Raw genomic sequence first — 26,530 nt, forward strand, 5'->3', positions numbered from 1 at the left:
TTTTATGCATGAAATTTAGTTTATACCAACCTGCATAAATCTTTGAACAATTTAACGAATTAAATTGCACTATAACGTCGTTAAAAATTTTATATTTAGAACAACTAGATACAAAAATTTTTGCCTAATTCTAGCGTAATTTTCTTGACGTTAAATAGACCCCACATATAAGCAGATTGGTATTAAAGTTGAGCAAAACTGTCTACGTATTTACTGAGCCTAGGTATATCGACTGCTTGTAGTCCATCGGTACTTCTTAGCACGAGATCTTTTTCTACCAGTTCTGTTACAACGCGCCTGTAAGCTCGCTCCGTGGTGGCAAAGCGCTCAGCTTCAGCGTTCACAGTAGGGTAGGCTCTAAGTAGCGTAGGGTTATTGTTCTCGGCTCTTAATAAACAATCTTTTGCTATGTTGTAGCTCAGTGGTAGCAATAGCTTATCTAAATTGATTTTTTGATTCTCTTGAAATTTAGCCGCTATAGTTTGTGCTGTGTATAAACTTAGTTCTGGTTTTTCAAGTAATAAAGCACGCCAATGCCTTAACTCAATAAGGTTATAAGTTACATCACTAAAACAGGTCACCGTATAAATACACGGATTATTGTTCAGCGCTTCTATTTCACCAATAAGTGTATTGTTACAATCCAATTGTCCTAATAGTAGGCGTCGTCCATTACCTACGTCGTAACTAAACGACACAGTGCCACTGCGTACAAGCACAAGCTTGCTTAAAGGCTGATCTTGGTGGATCAGGACTTCTTTTTTTGATTGTTGATAGCTACTACCTGCAAAGGTTAATAGCTGTTCAACAAGATAACTAGAAAAATGGTATTGAAACATCAATGCGCTCTTCGGACAAATGTCCTATTTATTACACCTTAATGACGTTAGCATTACGGCTCTAAGAATTTATGCTAACTTGCTACTATTATTAGTTTTGCTAATAATATTATTTACCTTCATTTCCCGTGTAATGATTTAGGAAGTTGTTGGCAGTTGCCGACAGTTTTTTTAAGGTTTTTTGAGCAAGTTGGCTTTTTTATTTCGTTGTAATTTTGCAATACTTATAAGTGCCATAAGTTAGCAGTAATGTAATGCTAACCTAAAGCCTAGGAGAGAACAATTGAGTTGGGAATATTTAGGTTATATTGCATCAGCTTTATTGGTTGCATCATTAACAATGACCGATGTAGTAAAGCTACGTTGGTACAACATGTTTGGTTGTATGGTATTTACGGCATATGGTGTTGCCATAGATGCAGCGCCAGTGATTTTTACTAATGGCTTGTTGTCACTCGTAAATATTTATCACATCATAAAAATATATCGCCAGCCTAAAGTTGAAGCTCCTAAAAACTAATACCAATTGCGAGGCTGCAATTTAAAAGGGGTTAACTTACGTTAGGGCGTGTTCACCTTTCGTGATTGATTTTGCAGCAGACTGTTTGGTATTTAGGCAAGGCAGAGCCTGTGTCGTGTGTTATTCCCCATAAATAGGCGATAACGCAGCACAAATGCCAAACATGCGCTGCCCTTTGGGTTCTTTCTAGGGACGATTAACTCTTTGTTACTCGATTTTTACTTAGCCCACTAGGTTACAAACCTCGCGCCGCGATTAAATCGTCCCTAGATTGAACAAATTTCAATCCACAAAGGTCAACACGCCCTAACCCTTTTTTAGTTTTTATTTATCGATAGTCTGTTCGGTTGTATCTTTTTTATAACGAAGAGTACCTGCAATCCATGTTTGCAATACGTTTGTTTTATAAATTTCACTAACGGGTACTTTAAAGTAGTCTTTATCTATCAAAATAAAATCAGCCCATTTACTTTGCTCTAAGCTACCAATCTTAAATTCTTGATGTGCCGCATATGCGCCCCCTAAAGTAAATGCACGTAGCGCATCTTCCCTGCTTAGTATTTCGCTTGCACGCCAACCGCTGTCAGGAAGCTGGCTATGATCCATGCGCGTTATAGCAGAATAGAGCCCATCAAAAGGGTTTGCCAACTCGACGGGGTAATCAGATCCTGCTGCGACAACCGATCCTTGCTGTAAAAATGTTTGCCAAGCGTAAGCGCCGCTTAATTGTTTGTCGGTTAAGCGTTGCTCCGCCATGTGCATATCAGATGTTGCATGTACGGGTTGCATGGATGGAATTATTTTTAAAGCCTTAAAGCGAGGTATATCATCGGGTGTCACTATTTGTGCATGCTCTATTCGGTTTCGTAGCAATATACCCCCTGTTTTTTTGAATACATTTTGATAAGCATCAAGTACAATTTGGTTTGCCTTGTCGCCGATTGCATGGGTGTTTGCACTAAAACCTCGCTTAAAGCTTAGCGTAAATAATTCTTCAAGCTTTTCTTGAGTTTCGAGCATTAGGCCATGATGCCCAGCTCTGTCTGCATATTCTTCAATGAGTGCTGCACCACGAGAGCCAAGTGCGCCATCGGCGTATACTTTCACACTGCGGATTGACATAAAGTCGTTCGCATCTTTGTATCTGCCAGCTTTTAACATTACTTTTAGATCAGGGCTCGCGCCACTTAACATAGCAACAATACGCAGAGGTAAATTACCTAGTTCGCTGCGATTTTTGTAAACCTCCCAAGTGGCTTTATCAATTCCAGCGTCATGGGTCGATGTAATTCCTAAACTGAGTAAATGCTCGCCTGCTGCATCAAGTGAATCGCTAATATTTTGTTTTGAAGGCGCAGGCATATGTTGAGTTATTAATGATTCCGCTTTATCGATAAATATGCCAGTAGGATTCCCAAATTCATCTTTAATTATTTCGCCGCCATTTGGCGCAACGGTTTGCGCGGTAATACCGGCAAGTTCAAGTACTTTTGAGTTAACCCATATTGCATGGCCATCCACTCTGGAAAGTACAACGGGTTGGTTATTTACTACATTATCTAAATCGGTAGCAGTAGGAAAACCTGTGTTGTGCCAAAGCTCTTGGTTCCAGCCTCGGCCAATAATCCAGCCTTGTTTATTTGCTGCAAACTTTTTTAATTTGTCGGTAATTTCGTTAACAGACTTTGCGCCACGTAGATCTAGTTGCGATAAATTATTGCCCAAGCCAATAACATGGCCATGTGCATCAACTAAGCCAGGTAATAGTGTATTACCTTTTGCATCAATGAGTTCTGCATTGGGAAAGCTGTTTTTTAGTTTGTCGTCGCCTATTTTTACCACTTTGCCATCTTTAATAACTAAGGTCGAAAACTGCTGTATTTCACCTTTTTGCATTTTACTCTTATACAAAGGTGTATAGCCATTAGCGTTATAGATAACTTTTGTTTGTGCGATAGCATAATGTGAGCTTGCACAAAGGCTGGCGAATATGAGTGGTTTGATTATTTTTATGAGTGACATAGCTGCTTAATTTTTATTGTTAATTAACCTACACTAACAAACTCACTTTTGGAATACCAATGAATTGATTAGGCGTGCTTTTAAGGCTTATTTCTTTGTGTAACTTGTTTGTGTCATTATAAATATTCAGTAAAGATTATTGGTTAAGTAATTTTTGAATTCGATTAATGAAATTTGTCTATTTTGATCTTTATCCCAGATCACAAACATACTCAGTAGATGTGGTTGAGGCTCAAGTTCGTCATAAGTTAAGTAACCGCTTTTATTAATGTCGAGGTGATCAAAACGTTGTTTTACATCAAGTGCGGAGGCATTAAAGCTCAACAGTATTAAAATGCTCGTAATAAAGGGGAGTATCTTCATGGTATTCCTTCCAAAAGATTATTAGTAATTTAAAAAAGTAGGTAAAGCATTTGCCATAATTTAACTCCCAACAATAAATCCTTTTACACATTCCCTCAGGGATTATGGCAAATGCTTTAATTCACTTTACTTGATAAAACCTTAAGTAAAACTTAACCTGTTAAGGTTTAAAGCTTCCAAACTCACTTTTAGAGATCATGTCATCATCATTGTTGTCTAAATCAGCAAATTGTTTCATCACTACTTTATCTTGCGTTGCTTCACTAATTGATATTTTACCATCCATGTCTTTATCTAAATGGGCAAAACGCACATTCGTTGGTGATGCCAAAGCAGTGGCACTCACTGCTAAAAAAATTAATGAAAAAGCAGCTATAAGTTGTTTCATAATCACATTCCTTATTAAATGAGCTTATTGGATAAATTGTTTAAATTCGTTTAGTGACAATTGACCATCTTGATTTGTGTCTATTTGCGAAAAATTTTCATGCAATACGGCATCTTCACCTGCTTCAGCTTCGCTCAATGTACCGTTACTATCTTTATCAAGTTCGTTAAAAGTCGCGTGAACATCCATAGCGTACGCGTTAGCAGCCAATAGACTTAATGCTAGTAATGATGAAGTTACTAAAATACGGTTGTTCATAATTATTTCCTTATTGCATATAGTAATTACCCTTAATACAAAAAGGGTGCCAGTAATTATTTTAGCTAATTTTCAATTGGTTAGGTTTTAAAGGCACAATAGATAAGAAAAAATTACTGACTCTAATGTAATTTTTGTGTGCTTGTTACTGCACAATTTTATGAGTTTGAGCGTGGTTTTATTAACGTTAAATAGACACATATATAAATAATCTGAACTCTGGATAATAAATCTATCTCGAGCGGCTATTTTCAGCGCTAACTGCGTTGAATTTACTTGCAATAGGCCCGCTATTGACGCGTAAATTAGCCTTGTTTCCACTGAAAATCTCTAGCTAGAGAAAATAAATTCAAATATCACCATGATTTAATACGTTAAGTAAATCTCTTAACCAGACTTCAGGTTAAGCCGATTGGTATAACTCAGTAGATTACATTGCTGCTATTTGGCGACAAGCGGCTTTATTTTACGATTAGTCGCATTAAATTCAGCGAGTGTATAAGGTAGACGCTTAATAATACCCATTGATTTAAATTAGTACGCTATTATAGCGATAAGAAAGCAGCTCAATAGCAAAGCTATCGTTATGATATCTTAAATAAAATTGGTAAAATCAGCAGCTTCACTCTAAAGGGGCTAGATGCAATGTCTGCAACCATATCTAAAAAATATCAAGCAATGCTTAACTGGCGACCTAATTTAATAGGGCAGTTTGCAATAAGTATGCTGCTTTCGTTACTCCCGCTTTCTATTGTGGTAATTGTTTTTTTAAATGCGCTTAACAAACAGTTGGCTGCTACTCAAAGTATTGTCAGTAATAACTACCAAGTAACCAAATCGTTCAATATTTTAAAACAAGAGCTCAATAGCCTTGAGCGTGCCACTAGGCAAAATTGGGTGTTAAAAAGTGAATCGCTCGATAAACTCATTGTCGATAAATGGCAATCATCCCTGCAAAGTATTGATGAACTGAAGTTGATTAATTCCGATCGTGATTACACTCAGCAGTGGCAGCACTTATTTACCGTTTTACAAGCCGCACATGTTGAACTTATTGATGAAAAACAACAGCAAGCAGAATTGTTTTTGCCAGTAAGTGATCTTGTCGCCGAGCTGACCTTATGGCTGCGAGATAAAAACGAAGCGCAAATTACCAGTAACCAAAACGAACTAACAAGCTTGCAAGCGTCATTTATCAATTGGTTGGTGGCACTTATTCCACTGACTTTAATTGTTGGCGGAGGTTTTTTGTGGCGCATAAGTGGGCGGCTAAAAGGGCTAACCACGGTTATTGATAAGCTGGGGCAGGGGCATTGGCAGCAAAAAATATCTGTCACAGGTTCAGCTGAGCTTGTTGAGCTAGGAGAGAAGCTTCAATGGGTGCAAGCGCAATTACACATGCTTGAGCAGCAAAAAGATACTTTTTTACGCCATGTAACTCATGAGCTAAAAACGCCGCTTGCTTCAATGGTCGAAGGCACGGATTTATTAACTGATGAAATAGTAGGCCCTGTTACCGATGAGCAAAAAGCGGTGCTTGAGCTCATTAGCCAATCTATGGTGCGCCTTCGCACAATGATTGATAGCTTGCTAAGTTATAATGCCATTCGCACCAGTAAAGATAGTCTAAGTGAGGTTGAATTTAGCCTCCTTATTAATAAAATTAGCAATCATTTTGAACATCGCTTGACTGCGCGTGAGCAGGCTCTACAGTGGCAAAATACTCTACCTAATAAGCCACTTGCTTTACCCAGTGAACTCATTGAGATGATTTTAATTCAGCTTATTTCAAATGGCTTAAAATTTTCACAAGATAAGCAAAGCGTCACTATTAATTTAGCGCTTGAGCAAAACCAACTTTGTATTGCTGTGCTTGATGAAGGCTGCGGTATAAAGGAGCAAGAAAAAACTCATATTTTCAGTGCTTTTTATCAAGGCAAACACAGTAAAAGTGTTACGTTACAAGGCAGTGGACTGGGATTAACTATTGTAAAAGAGTCAGTTGAACAATTAAGAGGAACACTCACCGTTGAACATAATGAGCCTCATGGTTGTCGGTTTTTAATTCAAATTCCTATTACAAAAAATCCAGGAGTTAGTTAACATGCGCTTGCGTTACATTGCTATTTTTTGTGTGCTCAGTGTCAGTATGGTTATATCGGGTTGTAAAATTAATAACGGGCAAAAAGATCGCGTGTTAATAACACGAGAGCCTGTAGTTGCCACTAACATAAAAAACGATAAAAAAAACAAACCAAATCCAAAGCCTAAGGCAAAAATTGAACCCGGTTACCCAACCACAGATCAAGTTATTGCATGGCATGCTAATCAATGTGGCGGATTTAAATTAGTGCCTAGCAAACATATTTTTACTGGCGAGAGCGAGCTTAAACGCTTTTTTAAGTTTATGTGTTTAAATATAAGTAACGACCCAAATACAGTGATGACTAAGTTGCTTAAGCTCGATCTTGCTTACTTTTGGCCTGATGATATAAAGCAATATTTATGGCTTCAAAAACAGCACATTACTATGCAAATAAATGCTAAAAAAGAGCAGCAAGCACTGAATAATAAAATGCAAGAAACCCTCTCATCGTTAGCAACTATCGAACAGCAGCTTTTACTACGTGAAGAAATTAAGGAGCAGTAATTATGGCCGCAACCAAACCGCAAGGTGCAAAAGTACTATTAGTTGACGACGACGCTAGCTTATTAAAACTGCTCGCTATTCGTATCGAATCAAAAGGATACGAAGTAACTACCTGTGAAAGTGGTTTAACCGCACTGCAAATACTAAAAGGCCAAGTATTTGATGCAGTAATAACCGACCTACGAATGGATGAAATGGACGGTATGGCTCTGCATCGTCAGCTGCAAAGTCGCTATCCTGCATTGCCTGTAATTATGATGACAGCGCATGGTTCAATTCCTGATGCCATAGAGGCAACTAAGCAGGGCATTTTTGCATTTATAACCAAACCAGTAGATAAAGACGAGTTATTCGACAGTCTCGCCAAAGCTATAGAGATTCATGGTGTTAACGCCGATGAAGCCGCGCCTAAAAGTAATATTGTAACGCGCAGTGGCGCTATGCTGCATTTACTAGAGCAAGTAAAGCTACTTGGTCCAACACAGGTTAATGTACTTATTTCGGGGGCCAGTGGTACAGGTAAAGAATTACTCGCCCAAGCTATTCATCAGCATAGTCATGTAAGCGATGGGCCCTTTGTCGCTATAAACTGTGGCGCGGTACCGAGTGAACTTTTAGAATCAGAATTATTTGGTCATAAAAAAGGCGCGTTTACGGGGGCGATTAAAGATCACCAAGGTTTGTTTCAACAAGCGCAAGGTGGCACGTTATTTTTAGATGAAATCGGCGATATGCCACTTAACCTACAAGTTAAGTTACTGCGTGTATTACAAGAAAAAACTATTCGTCCAGTGGGCTTTCAAGAAGAAATAGCAATAGATGTGCGTATTGTATCGGCAACACACAAAAACCTCCCAGAAGCTATTTTAAACCAGCAATTTAGAGAAGATTTATACTATCGCTTAAACGTTGTTAATTTAAAACTACCGCCTCTTTGCGAGCGCCGTGAAGATGTAAGCCTGCTAGCCCAGTATTTTAGCGCCAGCATTGCTAAACGTATGAACCAAAGTGAAAAGCATTTTGCTAACGATGCTATGCACGCATTAGTACGTTACGATTGGCCTGGTAATATTCGCCAACTACAAAATGTAGTTGAACAGGTTGTTGCGCTGACCCCAAGTGAGGTAATATCAGAACAATTGGTGTTAGCTGCTCTAAATAGTAATGAAAAAAACCTAGCCCCGCTCTCGTTAAACGACGCTAAAAAAGAATTTGAGCGTGATTACGTGATTAACACTCTAAAAATGGCGGCAGGAAATGTAGCTGAAGGCGCTAAGCTTGCTAAGCGTAACCGTTCTGACTTTTATAAGTTAATTAAAAAGCATAACATTGACGTTGATAATTTAAATTGAATTTTTAAAGGAAGTAAACATGCAGTTATTTATGGTGTACTTAGGGGGGCGAATTCAGGGTTGCCATATAGAAATGCACGATATTCGATTTGTAGTGGGGCAAAACATTGAGCAAACGTATTCAAAATTAAAAAGCCAATGGGTGGGTGACAAAAACAGCGTTCATATGGATAGTTACATGGCGATTAACCATATTGATGGCTTTAAAGTTGAGGTTGTTGATACGTACGTTGAGCAAAACAAACAACTCTATTTTGTAAACTTAGGTGCTTACCGAAGCGATTCACTTGCTGAGCAGCACGATTTTGCACTATATGTTGCAAGCAGTGCAGATGAAGCCAAGCAGCGCGCAAAAGACGATTTACTTGCAGGGCTTAGTCATATTCATAAAGATGATTTACACGACGTAGATGACTGTTTTGCTATCGATTTACTCGACAGCCAATTGAATATAAAGTTAACCCCCAGTGGTGAAGCACAAACTATAAAGCCAGATTGGTTTGGCTATCATATATTGTAATAATAATTTTACTTGGTTCAATAGGGATATTTGTGAAAAAGTATGGCTTCTTAGTGTTTATTTTATTATTGACCGGTTGCGAGTCAATATCGCACCTAGCGCCAGTAAGGGATCTCAATAAACTTGCGAAACAAGTAAAAAACAACCCCACCGATGTTAAAGCAATTGAAAAACAAGTAAAAAAAACGCATCGTTCAATTAAGCAACAAGTGGGGAGTGTTAGCCAGCTATTAGCAACGTTAGAAAATGTAGTTAGTCGTAAATGGGGTAAAAAAAATACTCAGCAACCAACGCGCAGAAAGTATGTAAAATACAGCAATGATTACCAAGCACGCGCCGTTATTGATTTTGACCGTAATATGGTGCAGGTCGAAACCATAGCCACTAAAAATACCAATTCGCTTCTAACTCAAGCAATTGTAATGACATTATTGACCTCAAGTGATCCACATAAAACAGACATTTTTACCAGTGAATCGCCTATTTTAGGGGATGAACCTTTTTTGTATCAACAAGTGCTCGATGAAGACGGACTCCCCATAAAATACCAATGGCGGGCAAGTCGTTTTGCTCGTTACTTAGTAGATACCAAAGTGCAAAAAAAACGTAGTGATGGTCATTCAATCACATCAGTGTCTTTTCCTCTGGTAGAGCAAAACGCCCACTTACGAAAGCAAAAATACAGTGATTATGTATTAGCTGCGGCAAAAAAATATCAGCTTCCCGCATCGCTTATCTACGGTATTATTGAAACAGAGAGTCACTTTAACCCTTACGCAGTAAGCTCTTCAAATGCGTATGGATTAATGCAAATAATTCCGTCGCGCGCTGGAAGAGACGTCTATCAAAAAATAAAGAAAATACCTGGGGAGCCGAGTAAAGAAGTATTGTTTGATCCTAAAAGAAATATAGATATTGGCAGTGCGTATTTAAGTGTACTAAAAAATAGCTATTTAAATAAAATACAAACCAAACAAAACCAACATTACGCCATGATTTCTTCATATAACGGTGGCGCAGGCAATGTACTAAAAATATTTAATTCAAATAGAACAATCGCATTTTCAAAAATTAACCAACTAACGTCGAGTCAGTTTTATAAAATACTCACAACTAAGCACTCTAGAGCTGAATCGAGACATTACTTAGAAAAAGTGACCGTAGCAGAAAAAGCATATCAATAAGTTAGATGGGCCCTTACTTAACTAGTTACTTTTTATGATCGAGTTTGATCAAGTCTGTAGTTTTTTAGGGCCGCAAGCGGGGGGGGGAAGCTTATTCTATAGTTATATTTCACAGTACTCCGACTGAATTAACCCAAAGCATTTAAGATTGTGAAACTGATTTTTCCAGTAACCACTTTGACGCCTAATGCCTTCTTCTTTGAATCCAACTTTTAGAAGAAGAGATTCAGATGCAGAGTTTCCAGGAACAGTGTCTCCTTGTATGCGATTAAGTTTACCGCAAGATAAGTCACCTGAAAATGCCGCCTTAACTATTCGGTGGACCGCTTCAGTGGTAAAGCCCATGCCCCAATACTTAGGCAGTAAATCATATCCAAGAACAGCGCTCTTCATTTTAGGACTCCAAGTATTAAAGCCACAAGTACCGATAAGTTGATTTGTTTCTTTTAGGCGAATAGCCCAACGAATACCAGAGTTTTCTTCAAAGCGAGAGTTGAAAAATTCAATTAAATTAATCGCCTGTAACAGTTCAGTGAAAGCTTCTAAGTCATAATATTTAACAACTAAATTGTTCGAGAACAACTCAAATAAACTATTTGAATCTTCTTTTGATAACTGATCTAATCTTAAGCGATTCGTCTCTAAAACAGGAAATGACAATCTAAACCCTCCGTGAAATATAACGAGCCGATAGATTAACTCGTTTCAAATTTATTTGTTATTGATAAACAAACCATAGCTGAGTTCCTGTTTTGGTTCAATCGGCTACTTCAATTTCAGATGAAATATTAAAAGGAGTTTTGGTGCTGTTTTAATTGGCATTTTGGACTATATTACAGGTGTGTGAGTGGCTTGTGAGATTACTGAACCTCAGATTGTGGATTACCATATATTTTAAAGTATTGGGAAAAGATGTTTTTTCGAGAAACGCCTTTGGGTTGTGAAATAAATGGAAATAAAAACGCTTTTTTATCCAATATTTCTACTTTCCATTGAGTTTCACCAATAAAATAGAAGGTTAACGTATTGGGTTCTTGAATATTATAATCTCTAAAAAATCCTGTTGAATACATACTTCCAATTGTAGCTGAATCAATAATATCTAAATTTTCATCCAAAAGATGAATGTGAAGCATATCTTCATGAGGGGTGTCGTCCGTCATAAATACAAGGTACTTACAACCTGTTTTAATACAACGTTCCAAATAACTCCCGTCAATACTTTTACCTGTATTCGTGTTGCCTAAAAATATACAGCTTTGCTGTGAGGAAGTAGGCTGTGTATTAAATTCTTGACTGTCGAGTGTAATCATATTTTTCACCAAGTCATACTCACGCCAAAAGCGGCTAATGCACCTCATCAGGTTTTACAATTTCAGAATAAACGATATTTTGCTTCGTTTTAGATAGCTCATCAAATATTTTTTAATCTTTTTGTAATTCATTTTGTATGCTATTTTCCCTTTCTTGATAATAATTAACTCTTATAAATCAGTTATTTCTCTTGCTCTTCTTTTTCACTTTTGGCGGCCATTTTAAATGCCACAATAACTAGCCCAAACATAGCAAACGGTAGTGCTGCCAACATGTATTCAACCACATTACTGTCTTGAAAGTTTGCTTGTAGTAAAAAGTGACCTGCTACGCACATTAAAATAACGACCAATAAAATAGGCAGTAACATAAGTTCTTTTTTTGATGAATGATTTTTCATTGAATACGAGGCTGTAGCTAAAAATAATGCGCCATTGTAATGAGCTTGTTTAGGCTTGGCAAACTCCGCAGAATTTATTAATTAATGATATGATTAACATCAAACAATTTTATTAATGTTTATGGGAATAAAGTGAAAAGTAACTTAAAACAAGTTTACCTCGTTGGTGGTGCAGTGCGCGATAAACTGCTAAATATAAAATCAAAAGATAACGACTATGTAGTGATTGGTGAAACACCAAAAACGATGGAGTCGCTTGGTTTTGTGCCAATAGGTAGCGACTTTCCAGTTTATTTGCACCCAAAAACAAAAGAAGAATATGCACTAGGGCGCACAGAGCGCAAAAGCGGCAAAGGCTATACCGGTTTTGTGGTTGATGCCAGCCCAACAGTAACGCTCGAAGAAGATTTAGCAAGGCGCGATTTAACCATAAATTCAATGGCGCTTGACGAAAACGGCAATATTATTGACCCGTTTAATGGTCAAACTGACTTACAAAATAAAACACTGCGCCACACCACAGCTGCATTTGTAGAAGACCCTGTACGAGTACTGCGTATTGCTCGCTTTTTAGCGCGCTATGGCAGCCAGTGGAGCATTCACCCAAGTACGTATGCGTTAATGCGCGAGCTTAAAAATAAAGGTGAGTTAACACATTTAGTGCCTGAGCGAGTATGGCTTGAAACAGAAAAAGCACTGGGTGAAAAACACCCTGAGCTTTATTTTGAAGCATTGCAAGGTTTGGGTATTTTCCCAGAGCTTGAGCGCATGGTTAATGTACCGCAACCAGCAAACCATCACCCTGAAGGGGATGTATTTGTACATACCATGTTAGTACTTAAACGCGCCGCTGATTTAAATTTTAATTTGGAAACGCGTTTTGCTGCATTAACTCACGACTTTGGAAAAGCATTGAGTTTTAAAAAACATGGAAATTTACGAGGGCACGAACGCGAAGGCGTTGCAGTAGTCGAGGCATTTTGTGATCGTTTAAAAGTGCCTAATCGCTTTCGCGACATTGGTGTACTCACCAGTGATAATCACACTCTTTGCCATACAATTGATCAGTTAAGGCCGCAAACCGTCCACAAGCTAATAGTGACTAACTTAAATGCGTTGGTACACCCAGAACGTTTTATAGCGTTTACCCAAGCATGCCAATGCGATGCACAAGGGCGTGGTGAAACACTTGTTGATAAGCCATACCCGCAAGCAGCTAAGCTGCGAGCAATTCATACTGAACTGCAAAAAATGGATAAGAAGCTGGTAGTTCAAAATGCGCTTAAAAATGGCAAAAAAGGCCCTGAAATAGGCGAAACGGTCAAACAGGCAGAAATAGACTGCATTAAAGCATTTTTAGAACGTGAGAAATGCCAAGCGTAATAAAATTAGACTAAGTAGTGCGATACGCCTTGGTTTTTGGTCGTGTCGTGTTTTCTAAGTTCTTTGTAGTTTGCGCTTTTTGGTTTTACGTTTTCAGGTTTAGGCTTTTTAGAGGGCCTGTATAAATCAAAAATAAAATCCAGTTCTTCACGCTCAAGTGATGGCTTCATGGGTATTCCTTCAATCTGATACTTTAATATGGCTTTAGGGTATGGTTGTTCGACTGAATAAAAAGTGAATAGTTACATTTGCAGTGGTACTAAATTGTAATCGGCAGGTTTGAAGGGGTAAGCGGCGTGTTAAACCGCTCTATTAACTATTTTAGTTATGTAAAGGCAAGCTTACAGCAAACACTACACCATCGCCTTGCTCATTATTTTTCGCGGTTACACTGCCTTTATGGTAGTCGCATACCAGCCTTACAATATAAAGCCCTAAGCCTAAATGTGGTTGTTGCTGCATTTGCTGGCTACGCACCGACACCATAGAGTCAAAAATATGCTCAGTGAGTCCATCGGGTAACGCTGGGCCTGTATTACTCACTGTTAATGTTGCTTTATTTTCAGTTTGCATAAGGCTCACATTAATCGCCGTATTGGCTTCACTAAACTCCATCGCATTATTAATAAGTTTATCAAGCAGCTGAGCTATAAACTCGGGTGCACCTTGCATAGGTAATTTGCTTTGGCATACATCAAGCGCAAATAAATGGTTTGGGTAAGTAAGCTGATAGCCTTGCATGCAGCCATTTATTACTTTTTGTAAATCAAAAGGCTCAGGCTCGTTACTTTGAATACTTTGTTCAAGGCGGGTGGCTTCGCTCATGGTGGTTATTATTTTACCTAAGCGTTTAACACCTTCACTGGCGCGATCGAGATATTTTTGGCTCAGCTCGTTTTGTGGCAAGCTTTGTAAGTTTTCGAGAGATGAGCGCACTACGGCAACCGGCGTGCGCAGCTCGTGGGATAACCGTGACGACATATTTTCTAAGTAATCGGTATAGCCACCAAGTCGACTCACAATATTTGAAAAACTACGAGACAGATCGCCAATTTCATCGTTAGCATCACTGTAATTAATACTGCCGGTAACACGCCCTTGTGCATCAATTGCTTGCTCAGCGGTATCGCGCAGACGCCTAATACGGCTTGATATACGTGAGGCAAAAAAGAACAGTGTGACAGTACCAATTAGCATCACAGCTAAAATAACGTTAAACAGTTTTTCGAGCGATTTATTACGTAGCGTACGTACGCCGTTAGTGGTTTCCTCTGCTATTACTGCACCAATTACTTGGTCTTGGATCCAAATAGGGTAAGCGGCCGATAAAATAACGGCTTTGCTGTCGGGTGTTAATCGCCAAGACGATGCTGGTTGTCCTTTTAAGGCTTTCGCTAAATGTGTGCCTTGCATAGAAGCTACATCGTGCAGGGTATCTAAAAACTCATTTTCGGGGCGCGTTAATATTTTATAGTAAATTGGGTGCAAGTAATTTTGCTCAAAGCGCTGCCACCACGTTTCAGGTGCTTGGTTAGCAAGCCCATCAGCCCAAACGCCATCTGCATTTTGAATAGTACCCGATTGTGCAAGTACACGATGATGGTTATCAACCACCCAAATACGGCTACCACTGTGGCCCATGCCTTTTAAAATACGGCTAATTTCTGGGGAAGGTACGAGTACCGAGCCTAAATCGTTTGGGTTATTTAAGTTTGAGGTCGACATTATTTTAGGCTCTAACAACGCCTCTTTATTATCAACATCAACAATGGCAAAGCCAAGTTTGTTGCCCAGCATGTTAATAGGAAAACGCAGCTCTACGTTATAACCCGATTCGGTACTTTCAAAATAGCCCTGAATTTTTGTAAAAGGGGTTTTGGTATTTGCATCAAACGCATTAATCCAGCCATCTTGGCGTGGCGCAATAATGTAAGTATTAAACTGGCCGTCTGGCGTTTTTAGGCCAATTTGTAAATAATCGTTATTGGTAATGCTTAAGCTATTTTTAGCGCGATAAATAAGGGTATTGTCGGTTACTTTAAATACGGCGTATAAGTAGTTATCAAATTTTCCCACCATATGATCAAACGATAAGTCACTGGCTTGATGTTTGTTGTCTGTTTTTTGTAAGTAGCGTTTGTCGTAGTGCCAAAATAACGGTTGGTAGCTATCCCAATCATTAAGTTTACCGTCAAGCTGAATAGGATTTTTAAGATTGTAAGCGTATAAATCGCGACCTTTTACTACTTGGTCTAAAAAGTTGGTTTGCTCGTCAAATAATGCAGGTCGCTCATGTAATGCAGTAGCAAGTGCGCGAGTGGTGCCTACGAGGGTTTTTTCTTGGCCTTGGCGTAAAAACTTTTCCATTTCCCATACGTACTCGTAGCCAAGCCACGGCAGCAAAAACAAAAAACATGAAAGTAATATAAATTTACTGCGTAGACCAAATCGTAGCATTAGTGTTGTTCCCACCTGTAGCCCATGCCATACACGGTATCTATGCAATCAAAGGTGCTATCGAGTGCTACAAACTTTTTACGAATACGTTTTACGTGTGAAGTAATAGTGCTGTCGTCTACATAAATTTTTGCATCGCTCATTAAATCGTTACGGCTTTTAACATGGCCTGGCCGCTGGGCGAGTGAATGCAGCATCCAAAATTCGGTTACGGTTAAATCAACTAATTGTTGTTGCCAAAACACCTGCATTCGTTGCGTGTCAAGCGTTAACTGCCCGCGTGTTATGAGGGCATTTGCATCAGCAGGTTGTGCAAGTGCTTCCATGCGGCGAAACAGCGCACCAATACGTGCAGCCAAGTGAGCCAAGCTTATGTCTTTTGTTAGGTAGTCGTCGGCGCCCATGCGCAGGCCGCATACGGTATCTATTTCGCTATCGCGGGCGGTTAAAAAAATAATAGGCAGTGTTTTAGAAAGCGATCGCAATGTTTGGCACAGTAAAAAACCACCATCTATTTCATGACCTAAGCCAATATCAACAATGGCTAAATCGGGCAGGGCATTTTTAAATGCAACTTCTGCGCTGGCGCGATCTGCAAAGCCACTTACTTGGTAGCCCTGTAAGCTCAGCATTTCTATGTAGTTTTCGCGGATTGCGGGTTCATCTTCAATGATGGCTATTTTTTTCATCTTAATCATTATCCTATCGGCTCTGCTGTGCACTATAACTTAGGTTTTTAACCTAAGTAAGGTTAAAAAGGTAATTGCCATTTTTTTGCCACAATTGCTCAGCAGTTTGCCATTTTTGCTCCCCTTTGTTGCCACTTGAACTTGTTTTAATACACCCATCAAAACAAAACATCACAAATTAAAAAGTAATTTAAAGGATCACACCATGAAAAAGACATTAATTGCGTTAACACTCGTTGCTAGTTTTTGCACTCCAGTAATTGCCTCAACATCTAACACGCCATCAAAAGAAGCTCATAAAGAAACGGCTATTGGTTTAGGTGCAGGCGCTATTATTGGCGGTGTAGTGGGTGGGCCAATAGGTGCATTTATTGGGGCATTTGCCGGTGGCTTAATAGGCGATTCAAAAGTAGCTGATAACAAAATTGCAGAGCAAGAGCGTGCTATTACGGTCATGAAAGAAAAAACCAGCGATTACCAACATGTGCTTAACCACAACAATATGTTAGAGCAGCAGTTAGAAGTACTTGCCAATCAAAATGAGCAATTAACTCAAGTTCAAATTAATAACTTATTAGCCATGACGGTGCAATTTAAAACAGGCTCAAGCGTTATTGCACCGCATTTTGCACTGCAGTTAGACCAACTGGTTACCTTGTTAAACAACCAACCACAACTCGCACTTGATTTAAGCGGCTTTGCCGATCAGCGCGGCGATGAGCAAGCCAACCTTTTACTCTCTAAAGCACGTGTAAATGCCGTGCAAAGCTATTTAATAAAACACGGCGTGAGCCATAAACGCTTAAGCACGCAGGCATTTGGCGAGCAGCAAACGTTGGCTAACAGCAACACGGTGGAAGACAACTTTTTTGATAGACGCGTAACGCTTACCACTCGCTCAATGAATAGTGTAAATGGCCAAACGGCGAGTAACTAAACCTAACTGAATCTAAGTAAAGCTAAGCGTTCGATGGAGTGATTTTATGTTGAGTAAACCAACCAAAATGCTTACTAAAGTAAGCATTTTTATATTCATAGCGATTGTGCTGTTAGCGAGCTTCAAAAGCCATGCGCAATCACCCAAGTTAGAGCTTTTTGATAGCAATGGTGCGCCAGCAGGCCCAGCAATAATATTAAAAAGCGACGCCAATATGACCTTAACCGGCCTAATTAATCATGTTGTCGTAACGCAGACCTATCAAAACGAAAACCCGTTTGCGGTTAATGCGCGCTACGTTTTTCCATTGCCAGATGAAAGCGCCGTACATGCCATGACGATGCGTATAGGTGAGCGAGTTATTAAAGGCCAAATTGATAAAAAAGTGGAGGCTGAAAAAAAATACGAAGAGGCTAAAAAATCAGGTAAGCAAGCGGCCCTTGTACGCCAGCAACGCGCCAATATGTTTATTACAAATGTGGCAAACATTGGCCCTGGTGAGCAGGTAATTATTGAGCTTGAGTATCAAGAAATAATTGATTACAGCAGCGGTACATTCGCTATTAGATTTCCTACTACCATTACACCGCGTTATTACGCGATTAGTGGTGAAGTTGAGGTTAATACTCAAAACCAAGCACATACAAATCCACTCCCAACTGGATGGTTGAGCCCTGTTTACAGCACTCAAAACATCACTCAAAATAGTAATCAAAATGATAACGTACCAAGCAGCCAATTTAGCTTAAGCATTAATATTGACGTAGGTTTAGAGCTGGTGGATATCAATTCTAAATTTCATAATATTGATGTGAAAAACACTGCGTTTGGGCAATATAAAATAGCGTTAAATGAAGCAAATGCAGTTAATCGCGACTTTGTACTTGAGTTTAAACCGCTGCAAAAAGAGCAGACCCAAGCTGCATTTTTTACTCAGCAGTTTGAAAATGGCGAACGATACGGGCTTGCTATGCTAATGCCACCGGGGGATCACTTTACACAAACTCAGCGATTACCTCGCGAAATGGTATTTGTCGTTGATACGTCGGGCTCTATGCACGGGCAATCTATGGAGCAAGCTAAAAAAGCGTTGTTTTATGCGCTTTCATTACTTGATAGCGACGACAGCTTTAATATTATTGGTTTTGATAACATAGTGACTCCAATGAGCGATAAACCACTTATAGCCAGCGATTTTAACTTACGCCGTGCAGAGCGATTTATTTATAGCCTAGAAGCCGACGGCGGCACAGAAATACAAGGTGCGCTTGATGCCGTACTTGATGGCAGCGAGTTTGATGGTTTTGTACGTCAAGTTGTATTTTTAACTGATGGCAGCGTAAGCAACGAAGATATATTGTTTAAAAACATTCAAAGTAAATTAGGCGATAGCCGCTTATTTACAGTGGGTATTGGCAGCGCACCTAACAGCTTTTTTATGCGCCGAGCGGCAGATGTTGGTAAGGGCTCATTTACGTTTATAGGCAGCGTAAGTGAGGTGCAACCTAAAATGCAGCAGTTGTTTGATAAGCTTGCGCATCCAACGATTACTAATTTGGCGCTAAGCGATGAAAGCGGTAACAGCTTAGATTTTTGGCCGTCACCACTACCTGATTTATATTTTGGCGAGCCTATCATGGTCGCTATAAAGCTTAATAATGCCAAAAGTGTGGTACTTGCTGGGCAAACAGCACAAGGGCCTTTAAGTATTAAATTAAGTACACAAAATAGCTCAAACGCTCAAGGTATTGCAAAGCTATGGGCGCGCCAAAAAATTAAGTCATTACTTTTATACAACGAGCAAAGTACCGTTAAAGATGAAGTACAGGAGCTTGCGCTTACTCATCAATTACTTAGCCCCTTTACTGCTTTTATAGCGATTGAACAAACTCAAACAAAAGAAGTGGCAGAGCAAACGGCGCAAGCTACTAATGCAGTACCGCAAGGTATGGCAATGCGTTTACCACAAACCGATGGGCAAAGTAGGCTCCACATATTGTTAGGCTGTATTTTATTATTGGGATTTGGCGCGCTTAAAATAAACCGAGGGCCTAAATTAAGTAGGGAACATAAATGAAAAAGTGGCTAAGCGCGGGCTTACTAATCGCTGGGCTTGGATTATTTGGGCACGGCGCTTATATGCAGGCAAAAGCGTGGCTTGCTCAAGTATTAATTGAGCAAGCATGGCAAGAGGCGCTTAAATCATCTGGCACCAAAGTAAAACCCTGGTATTACGCCGACAGCTACGTGACAGCAAAGCTTAATTGGTCAAGCCACAATACAACGTTGAGTGTGCTTGCTGGAGCGAGTGGTCGTAATTTAGCGTTTGCGCCTAGCCAATTTTTACCCGCAGGGGAGCTTGGCGGAAAAGAATTTGGAAACGAAAAAGGGGCGCTAATAGCTGGGCATAACGACACCCACTTTGCATTTTTACAAAACGCAAAAGTGGGGGAAGCGTTTACTTTGCAACTGCAAAATGGGGTGATACAAAATTATAAGGTAACGGGAATTGAGGTTATTCATCAATCTCAATATGACTTTTTACAAACACCTGGGTTGTATTTACTTACCTGTTACCCTTTTGATTCGCTTGCCTCAGGTACTGATTTGAGATTGCTTGTATCTGCGCAAATGTCTTCGCCCGATTCACTAAGCGGTATATCAACCACAAGTTCTTGATGGCGCTGGCTTACCATTACACCAATAAATACCACAAATATGCTCAACCATTGCCAAACGTTGAGTACTTCGCCCAAAATAATCGCTGACAAAATAAGTGTAAAAATAGGAATTAAATTAGAGTATGCCGCAGCGGTTAATACCGATACCTTGCTAATAGCATAGTTGTACATGCCATAGCCGCCAAGGGTTACACACGAGCCCAAATATAAAATGCTCATTAGCGCGGTTAAGTCGTGTTGGTTTTCGCTTGGCAGGTCGATAAAAAATAAAAACGGCGCAAAAAATAAGCTTCCGCTAATACCTTGCAGTGCAATTAAAGTCAGGGGAGAATAGCGATTAGCTAAATGCTTAATACTTACGGTATAAAATGCCGCACACACCATAGCCATCAACTCTAAAAAGTTACCCAGTAACGGATTTGGTGCTTGCTCAGAATTTGGGGATAGAAGCGTAAGTAAAATACTGCCGCCAATACACAGCGTAAAACCCACCACAATGGATTTACTTATGTATTCTTTAAGTAATACAAAGGCAAGTAGGGCAATAATTATAGGTAAGCACGACACAATAACACCCGCCTGCGAGGCTGACGTGTATTCCATTGCATGGCCTTCAAATAAAAAGTACAAGCAAGGCTCAGCAAGCGACATACCCACTAAATACTTCCAGTCACCTTTTAAATACTCAAACCGAATAACGTAGCGCCATAAACAAAGCGATAAAACTAATGTGGTGAGCATGCGTAAAAATATCACCAATGCAGGGTCGTAAATGGCAATGGCGTATTTGAGCGCAATAAAAGAGCTGCCCCATAAAAAGGTGGCAATAATTAAACATAAACTGGCAGGCATAAAAAGTAATTTACTTAATTTAATAAAATCAGATCCTAGCATGAATATTTTTAACTTGTTCAAAAATACCGAGCTGGTATAAATTAATTCATCTTTAATTAATCAGTAGTAAAAAGCACATGCAAAGGGAACAGGTAATAGTTGTAAAGCTTGGTACAAGCGTACTTACCGGCGGCACTGATAAACTAGATAAAGCACACATGGTTGAATTAGTACGCCAATGCTGCGAGCTTAAAAAGCAGGGTCATCACGTTATTTTGGTATCGAGCGGCGCGGTAGCCGCTGGGCGCGAGCAACTATTAAAACCCTGTGGCAGAAGCTTAATTGATAAACAAATGCTTGCTGCAATTGGACAAGGTCAACTTATTCATATTTGGCAGAGCTTGTTTGCTTTATATGGTGTAAATGTAGGGCAAATGCTGCTTACGCGTGCTGATGTAGACGACAGAGAGCGCTACCTTAATGCCCGCGATACACTCACCGCACTGCTCAATTACGACGTTGTGCCCATCATTAACGAAAATGACGCAGTCGCTACCAGTGAAATAAAAGTTGGCGATAACGATAACTTATCGGCACTTGTCGCTATTTTGGCTAATGCTAATAAGTTACTGCTACTTACCGATCAAGAAGGCTTATTTACCAGCGATCCGCGCACAAACGCCGATGCAACCCTCATTGGTGAAGTAACACATATAAACGATGAACTGCGCCAACTTGCTGGTGGCAGTGGCACAAGTTTAGGCACTGGCGGCATGGCAACCAAATTACAAGCAGCCGATATTGCAAGGCGTGCAGGCGTTGAAGTTATTATTGCTAAAGGCGCAGGTAAAAACGTTATTTTAAGATGTATGAGTGACGAGTTACCAGGCACGCGTTTTATAAAGCTTGCCGCCCCAAAAGATGGTCGTAAAAAATGGCTACTAGCGGGGCCTAAAAGTACAGGGCAAATTGTTATTGATTCAGGTGCTATTACAGCGCTGCAAAATAAAGGCGCAAGCTTACTCGCAAAAGGTGTTACTAATGTATTTGGTCGCTTTGAGCGCGGTGATTTAATCGATTTAATTGATAAAAAAAATCAAGTGATTGCAAGAGGCCTAACACGCTTTAGTAGTATTGAGATCACTAAAATAAAAGGGGCGCACTCTAATCAAATAGGCCAGTTACTTGATTACGATAGCGGTGCAGAAGTATTACATCGCGATGACTTAGTACTACTTTAGATATTAACCAAAAAAGATTAGCCTACAAGTATTGCCTCATAATTTAGTAAAATCGTAAATGTTGACTAAACTGGTTGCAGATTAACCAGTTTAGGCATGGAAATGCAAGCAAATAAATGTGGTCATGAGTGGATTATTTCACTTACCCAACAAGAGGAAGAAGGAGATTTAGACGCTGCACTTATCCAAGTAATTAGCGATTTACTGGAAGTCGATAATTTTGCTATTTATATAAATAAGTACTTTTTTGTGCCGGTCCCTCCTAAATTAATTAACACCCCAAGCGATATTGAGCATGTAAAACCGGCTAAAATACAGCAGCTACTAAGTAAAGCCACTCCAAATAAAGTTAGAGTCAGCCATGCAGGTGGGCATACGGCAAGCTATGTACCTGTTTATCATTTAGAAGATGTGATTGGTGTGTTGATCATAGAAACACCACAAAAATTACCAGAGCGCATCGGTGTTATGGCTCTACATATTTTAAATATTTATGCCAATCAGCTATGGCTTTTACACAAGTCTCGATTAGATCCGCTAACCGAGCTACTAAACAGGCAAACATTTGATAAAAAAGTAATGGAAATAGTGTCTGGCAATGGTTTTTTATTACCAAGGCAGAACGTTAACAAAGATCGAAGTTGGTATTTAGCGATTGCTGATATCGACTTATTTAAAAATGTGAATGATAATTTTGGCCATGTAGTGGGCGACGGTGTTATTGCCCAAGTGGCTAAATTATTAAAATATAATTTTAGAGTTGAGGACTACGTATTTAGGTATGGAGGAGAAGAGTTTGCTATTTTATTTCAATCAAGAAGCCAAGCAGCAGCTTACACTGCATTAAATAGACTTAGAGTTAATGTGGCCGATCATTCTTTTGCGCAAATTGAGCGGCTAACAATCAGCATTGGTTTTTTAGCATTACAAAGCATTGATACCGTATCGAGTATTGTTAATCAGGCTGATTTAGCGCTTTACCATTCTAAAAAAACAGGCCGAAACAAAGTAACAGCGTGCAGTGAATTAGCGCTTTATGACGAAGTGGCAACAACTCAATAGTATTGAGCTTTTTTGATTGTAAATTTGTGCTAAAATCTGGCTCCTTAAATTGTTGTAAACAGAGCGCAGAACATGAAATTAGTTCGTTGGTTTTTAGGTTGTATAATTTTATTCTTTAATTTTGTATTTACTCCCCGCAGTAAAAAGCGTGCAAGCGACGAGCAAGCAAAGCTTGATCAGCAAACCTCACAATTTAAACTATATCAATTTAAAGCATGCCCGTTTTGTGTAAAAGTACGTCGCGCTATTAAACGCGAAGGCTTAAACATAGAAACGCGTGATGCAAAAAATAATGAACAATATCGTCAAGAGCTACTAGAGCAAGGCGGCAAAGTTAAAGTGCCTTGCCTGCGTATAGAACAAAACGGCCAAGTACAATGGTTGTATGAATCAAACGATATTATTGCTTACTTAAACAAAGTAGCTGCATAAACCACTTTTACTATCTCACTTATTTAAAGAGAATATACCATGACAATTCGCACCCGTGTTGCCCCGTCGCCAACTGGTGACCCGCATCTTGGCACCGCTTATATCGCCTTATTTAACTACTGTTTTGCTAAACAACAAGGCGGTGAATTTGTACTTCGTATTGAAGATACAGACCAAGTACGTAGCACGCCAGAATCTGAACTTGCGATTATGGATAGCCTACGCTGGTTAGGGCTTGAGTGGGATCATGGTCCTGATGTGGGTGGCGAATTTGGTCCTTATCGTCAGTCTGAGCGAAGCGATTTATATAAGAAATACGCGCATCAGTTAGTTGACGATGGCAAAGCGTTTTACTGTTTTGCAACAAGCGAAGAGCTTGATCAAATGCGTGAAGAGCAAATGGCAGAAGGTTTGCGCCCTAAATACGACGGTCGTGGTTTAAACCACACAGATGAAGAAATTAAAGCAAACCTAGCTGAGGGTAAACCTTACGTTATACGTATGAAAATCCCAAGCGAAGGCACATTTAAGTTTAACGATTACCTACGTGACGAAATTGAGATCCCGTGGGAAAACGTAGACATGCAAGTGTTATTAAAAGCAGATGGTTTCCCAACATACTTTTTAGCAAACGTAGTTGACGACCACCACATGCAAATTAGCCATATTTTCCGTGGTGAAGAATGGATTAACTCAGCACCTAAGTTATTAAAACTGTATGAAGACTTTGGTTGGGAAGCGCCAGTGCTTGGTCACTTACCATTATTGCGTAACCCAGATAAATCAAAGCTGTCTAAGCGTAAAAACCCAACCTCTATTAATTACTATAAAGAAATGGGTTACCTGCCAGAAGCCGTGCTTAACTACTTAGGCCGCATGGGCTGGTCAATGCCAGATGAGCGCGAAAAGTTCACACTTAATGAAATGATTGAAAACTTTGACATGAAGCGCGTATCGCTTGGTGGTCCAGTATTCGACGTAGATAAATTAAGCTGGTTAAACGGTACTTGGATCCGTGAAAACCTAACCGATGAAGAGCTAATGCAGCGCTTCGTTGATTGGAAATTTAACGGTAAAATGCTTGCTAAAGTATTGCCAGAAGCTAAAGCTCGCATCAACACGCTTTCTGATATGGTTGAGCTAGCAGGGCATTTTGTAGGGGGCATTCCAACTTACGATCCAGCGTTACTAACTGCCGGTAAAGCAGACGAAAACGTGATTCGCCAAGCACTACAATTTTTTGTATGGCAGCTTGAAAGCTTACGTAGCTTTGACAAACCCGCTATTTTTGCAATAGCAAAAGAAGTTGCAACATTCCACGAGCTTAAGATTAAAGATTTTTTAGAGCCAATATTTGTCGCCATTACTGGCAAAACGTCAAGTACGTCAGTGCTTGATGCAATGGAAATATTAGGGTCTGACCTATCACGTGCTCGTTTACGTGTAGCACTTGCTCATTTAGGTATTTCTAAAAAGCAGGCTAAAAATATAGAGCGCGCGTACCGCGAATACCCAAGTGCATAATTGCTAAACAATGTACTTTTAAAAGCCGAGCTTTATTAAGCTCGGCTTTTTAAATCGGGGAGATTTATAAACTTGAAAAAGGGCTGATAACACCATTAGCACCTTGTTGTAGTACGTGGGTATATATTTGTGTAGTTTTAACGTCAGAATGGCCAAGCTGAGCTTGAACGGTTCTTATATCGGCGCCATTTTGCAGTAAATGAGTAGCAAAAGAGTGCCTTAATGTATGGGGTGTTATTATTTTTGTTAACCCTGATTTTTGAACGGCTTTTTTCACTTCTTTTCTAATGCAAGAGTGATGAAAATGATGTCGCCTTATTTCACCACTTTGAGGATCTGAACTTAATATATGAGAGGGAAATAATACCAATTGCATTAAATTAGTGAGCTATTATAGCGATAAGAAAATAGCTAAATAACAAGGCTAAAATTATGATACATAGTTGTTCTATATAAATAATTTTTAACGTAGTTAGTGAGTTATTTAATACGCTAGAATGATCATGTTTTTAATAAAGTTGGTATGAATACTGCCATGCTAGTGTTTTTGCGGCTGAAGGATATTTTTTAGTTAAGGCATATGGCATCCATACGCCAGAATATTCCGTATTATTTAAATCAAGTTTTAAATAGTCATCAACGTTCAAAATTTGATTTCTCAGCATAGGAATTAGCTCGATGGCCAGCGTTACAATGCGGCGTTTATTACCTTTTCCATTCCATACTTGAATACATTTATAATCAAAATCAATATCTTTCACCCTTAATTGCGCCGCTTCCATCACTCTTAAACCACTTCCATACATAAGAGCTGCAATTAAATAATAGCGCTTATTTAAATGAGCCATCAACATTTTAACTTCCTCTGGGGTCATCACGACAGGGAGCTTTGCTTGTTTTTTACTGCGGGCAAAATTTAAATTTAATGAAAGTTCGTTTTTTATTATGTGCTTGTATAAAAATGATAATGAATTTAATGCGGTGGCTTGCGTACGTGGTGCAACGTTTTGCTTTAACACTAAATGTTCTAAGTAGCGCTCGACTTCATTGTCTCCCATTGAGGCGGGATGGCGTTTATTATGAAAATGGATATAAGATGCAATCCATCTTAGGTACGTATCTACGGTGCGTAATGAATACTGACGTACCAACATATAATCGGCTATATAATTTAAAAATGGAGAACGTGTTTTCATATTACCACCAATAATAGTGCTGTTTTTATATACAGTATAGTTGTGATGCACACATATTCAAGAAAATGAGCGGCGAGCGCATTTTCTCTTTTATTAATAGTTTGAGTGCTAATAAAAAATTATATATAGCAATGTATTAAGTTATTTGATAAAAATGATTTATAAAATACATGAGCGTATCGTTGGCAGAAATATGCGCGACGAGCGCACTATAAAATTGTTGAACTAAGCCGCTACGCGGAGATCCTATTCTGACCATTTGAGCCACACTTACCTTGGGGTTA

26 protein-coding genes and 2 pseudogenes are annotated in these 26,530 nt (G+C 39.3%); 14 read left to right on the forward strand and 14 right to left on the reverse strand.

Going from position 1 to position 26,530, the window contains the following annotated elements:
* Positions 1-182: 182 nt before the first annotated feature.
* Positions 183-839: a Crp/Fnr family transcriptional regulator gene (locus PALI_RS05460; protein WP_077535817.1), complete on the reverse strand. Its 657-nt coding sequence runs from the start codon at positions 837-839 to the stop codon at positions 183-185.
* A 283-nt stretch (positions 840-1,122) separates the two neighbouring features.
* Here PALI_RS05460 and PALI_RS05465 point away from each other — a divergent pair, with 283 nt between their 5' ends.
* On the forward strand, positions 1,123-1,359 hold the full coding sequence (locus PALI_RS05465) for a uroporphyrinogen decarboxylase (RefSeq protein WP_193155160.1): 237 nt from the start codon (positions 1,123-1,125) through the stop codon (positions 1,357-1,359).
* A 324-nt stretch (positions 1,360-1,683) separates the two neighbouring features.
* Here the strand turns inward: PALI_RS05465 and PALI_RS05470 are convergent, their stop codons facing one another.
* From PALI_RS05470 to PALI_RS05485, 4 genes are all read right to left on the reverse strand, one after another.
* Positions 1,684-3,381, reverse strand: coding sequence for an amidohydrolase (locus tag PALI_RS05470; RefSeq protein ID WP_138585756.1), 1,698 nt, complete (start codon positions 3,379-3,381; stop codon positions 1,684-1,686).
* A 126-nt stretch (positions 3,382-3,507) separates the two neighbouring features.
* Complete coding sequence (locus tag PALI_RS05475; RefSeq protein WP_077535814.1) at positions 3,508-3,744, reverse strand: EF-hand domain-containing protein; 237 nt, start codon at positions 3,742-3,744, stop codon at positions 3,508-3,510.
* A gap of 160 nt (positions 3,745-3,904) precedes the next feature.
* Positions 3,905-4,132, reverse strand: a complete 228-nt coding sequence (locus tag PALI_RS05480) for a hypothetical protein (RefSeq protein ID WP_193155162.1) — start codon at positions 4,130-4,132, stop codon at positions 3,905-3,907.
* A 24-nt stretch (positions 4,133-4,156) separates the two neighbouring features.
* Positions 4,157-4,390 carry an EF-hand domain-containing protein gene (locus PALI_RS05485; RefSeq protein ID WP_138585754.1) on the reverse strand — a complete coding sequence of 78 codons (234 nt, stop codon included), beginning with the start codon at positions 4,388-4,390 and terminating at the stop codon, positions 4,157-4,159.
* Between the two features lie 645 nt (positions 4,391-5,035).
* On the opposite strand from PALI_RS05485, the gene PALI_RS05490 reads away from it, so the two are divergent.
* From PALI_RS05490 to PALI_RS05510, 5 genes are read left to right on the forward strand one after another with little or no spacing between them, the layout of a single operon-like run.
* Entirely contained in the window at positions 5,036-6,493 is a 1,458-nt protein-coding gene (locus PALI_RS05490) for a sensor histidine kinase (protein ID WP_193155164.1), read from the forward strand.
* A gap of 1 nt (position 6,494) precedes the next feature.
* On the forward strand, positions 6,495-7,040 hold the full coding sequence (locus tag PALI_RS05495; RefSeq protein ID WP_193155166.1) for a hypothetical protein: 546 nt from the start codon (positions 6,495-6,497) through the stop codon (positions 7,038-7,040).
* A 2-nt stretch (positions 7,041-7,042) separates the two neighbouring features.
* Positions 7,043-8,392 (forward strand): sigma 54-interacting transcriptional regulator, encoded by a 1,350-nt coding sequence (locus PALI_RS05500; RefSeq protein ID WP_138585864.1) that lies wholly within the window; start codon positions 7,043-7,045, stop codon positions 8,390-8,392.
* 19 nt (positions 8,393-8,411) lie between these two features.
* Positions 8,412-8,912, forward strand: a complete 501-nt coding sequence (locus PALI_RS05505; protein WP_138585865.1) for a DUF1543 domain-containing protein — start codon at positions 8,412-8,414, stop codon at positions 8,910-8,912.
* A gap of 32 nt (positions 8,913-8,944) precedes the next feature.
* Positions 8,945-10,096 carry a murein transglycosylase domain-containing protein gene (locus PALI_RS05510; RefSeq protein WP_193155168.1) on the forward strand — a complete coding sequence of 384 codons (1,152 nt, stop codon included), beginning with the start codon at positions 8,945-8,947 and terminating at the stop codon, positions 10,094-10,096.
* Positions 10,097-10,198: 102 nt separating this feature from the next.
* Here the strand turns inward: PALI_RS05510 and PALI_RS05515 are convergent, their stop codons facing one another.
* The 3 genes from PALI_RS05515 to PALI_RS05525 form a co-directional block, all read right to left on the reverse strand.
* Positions 10,199-10,756, reverse strand: a complete 558-nt coding sequence (locus PALI_RS05515) for a GNAT family N-acetyltransferase (RefSeq protein WP_193155170.1) — start codon at positions 10,754-10,756, stop codon at positions 10,199-10,201.
* A gap of 200 nt (positions 10,757-10,956) precedes the next feature.
* On the reverse strand, positions 10,957-11,409 hold the full coding sequence (locus tag PALI_RS05520; RefSeq protein WP_193155171.1) for a hypothetical protein: 453 nt from the start codon (positions 11,407-11,409) through the stop codon (positions 10,957-10,959).
* Positions 11,410-11,591: 182 nt separating this feature from the next.
* Entirely contained in the window at positions 11,592-11,810 is a 219-nt protein-coding gene (locus tag PALI_RS05525; RefSeq protein ID WP_138585867.1) for a hypothetical protein, read from the reverse strand.
* Positions 11,811-11,942: 132 nt separating this feature from the next.
* On the opposite strand from PALI_RS05525, the gene PALI_RS05530 reads away from it, so the two are divergent.
* Entirely contained in the window at positions 11,943-13,193 is a 1,251-nt protein-coding gene (locus PALI_RS05530; RefSeq protein WP_193155173.1) for a multifunctional CCA addition/repair protein, read from the forward strand.
* Positions 13,194-13,198: 5 nt separating this feature from the next.
* On the opposite strand, the gene PALI_RS05535 is transcribed toward PALI_RS05530, so the two are convergent.
* From PALI_RS05535 to pdsR, 3 genes are all read right to left on the reverse strand, one after another.
* Positions 13,199-13,363: a hypothetical protein gene (locus tag PALI_RS05535; protein ID WP_167368304.1), complete on the reverse strand. Its 165-nt coding sequence runs from the start codon at positions 13,361-13,363 to the stop codon at positions 13,199-13,201.
* 151 nt (positions 13,364-13,514) lie between these two features.
* The gene (gene pdsS / locus PALI_RS05540; protein ID WP_193155175.1) at positions 13,515-15,650 is read right to left on the reverse strand and encodes a proteobacterial dedicated sortase system histidine kinase; all 2,136 of its coding nucleotides are present in this window, start codon (positions 15,648-15,650) and stop codon (positions 13,515-13,517) included.
* Positions 15,650-16,339 carry a proteobacterial dedicated sortase system response regulator gene (gene pdsR, locus PALI_RS05545; protein WP_193155176.1) on the reverse strand — a complete coding sequence of 230 codons (690 nt, stop codon included), beginning with the start codon at positions 16,337-16,339 and terminating at the stop codon, positions 15,650-15,652. Before pdsR ends, pdsS begins: the two co-directional genes overlap by 1 nt.
* 205 nt (positions 16,340-16,544) lie before the next feature.
* Between pdsR and pdsO the strand changes: the two genes are divergently transcribed.
* The 3 genes from pdsO to PALI_RS05560 are packed head-to-tail and all read left to right on the forward strand — an operon-like array spanning position 16,545 to position 19,955.
* Positions 16,545-17,276, forward strand: coding sequence for a sortase-associated OmpA-like protein PdsO (gene pdsO, locus PALI_RS05550; protein WP_193155177.1), 732 nt, complete (start codon positions 16,545-16,547; stop codon positions 17,274-17,276).
* A 46-nt stretch (positions 17,277-17,322) separates the two neighbouring features.
* Positions 17,323-19,353 carry a marine proteobacterial sortase target protein gene (locus PALI_RS05555; protein WP_193155178.1) on the forward strand — a complete coding sequence of 677 codons (2,031 nt, stop codon included), beginning with the start codon at positions 17,323-17,325 and terminating at the stop codon, positions 19,351-19,353.
* Positions 19,350-19,955 (forward strand): class GN sortase, encoded by a 606-nt coding sequence (locus PALI_RS05560; RefSeq protein ID WP_182701798.1) that lies wholly within the window; start codon positions 19,350-19,352, stop codon positions 19,953-19,955. The genes PALI_RS05555 and PALI_RS05560 overlap by 4 nt, the downstream gene beginning before the upstream one ends.
* Here the strand turns inward: PALI_RS05560 and PALI_RS05565 are convergent.
* Positions 19,850-20,809, reverse strand: coding sequence for a DMT family transporter (locus PALI_RS05565; RefSeq protein WP_024598646.1), 960 nt, complete (start codon positions 20,807-20,809; stop codon positions 19,850-19,852). The genes PALI_RS05560 and PALI_RS05565 overlap by 106 nt on opposite strands.
* A gap of 119 nt (positions 20,810-20,928) precedes the next feature.
* On the opposite strand from PALI_RS05565, the gene proB reads away from it, so the two are divergent.
* From proB to gltX, 4 genes are all read left to right on the forward strand, one after another.
* Positions 20,929-22,032: a glutamate 5-kinase gene (gene proB, locus PALI_RS05570; RefSeq protein ID WP_193155179.1), complete on the forward strand. Its 1,104-nt coding sequence runs from the start codon at positions 20,929-20,931 to the stop codon at positions 22,030-22,032.
* A 102-nt stretch (positions 22,033-22,134) separates the two neighbouring features.
* Positions 22,135-23,094, forward strand: coding sequence for a GGDEF domain-containing protein (locus PALI_RS05575; protein ID WP_193155180.1), 960 nt, complete (start codon positions 22,135-22,137; stop codon positions 23,092-23,094).
* Between the two features lie 72 nt (positions 23,095-23,166).
* Entirely contained in the window at positions 23,167-23,526 is a 360-nt protein-coding gene (locus tag PALI_RS05580) for a glutaredoxin family protein (protein ID WP_138585876.1), read from the forward strand.
* A gap of 39 nt (positions 23,527-23,565) precedes the next feature.
* On the forward strand, positions 23,566-25,050 hold the full coding sequence (gene gltX / locus PALI_RS05585) for a glutamate--tRNA ligase (RefSeq protein WP_193155181.1): 1,485 nt from the start codon (positions 23,566-23,568) through the stop codon (positions 25,048-25,050).
* Between the two features lie 64 nt (positions 25,051-25,114).
* Here the strand turns inward: gltX and PALI_RS05590 are convergent.
* Positions 25,115-25,414: pseudogene (locus PALI_RS05590) on the reverse strand (tyrosine-type recombinase/integrase); the annotation flags it as partial.
* A 163-nt stretch (positions 25,415-25,577) separates the two neighbouring features.
* Positions 25,578-26,246, reverse strand: a pseudogene (locus PALI_RS05595) (integron integrase); the annotation flags it as partial.
* Between the last annotated feature and the right edge of the window lie 284 nt (positions 26,247-26,530).

Source organism: Pseudoalteromonas aliena SW19 (assembly GCF_014905615.1).
Lineage (GTDB): Bacteria > Pseudomonadota > Gammaproteobacteria > Enterobacterales > Alteromonadaceae > Pseudoalteromonas > Pseudoalteromonas aliena.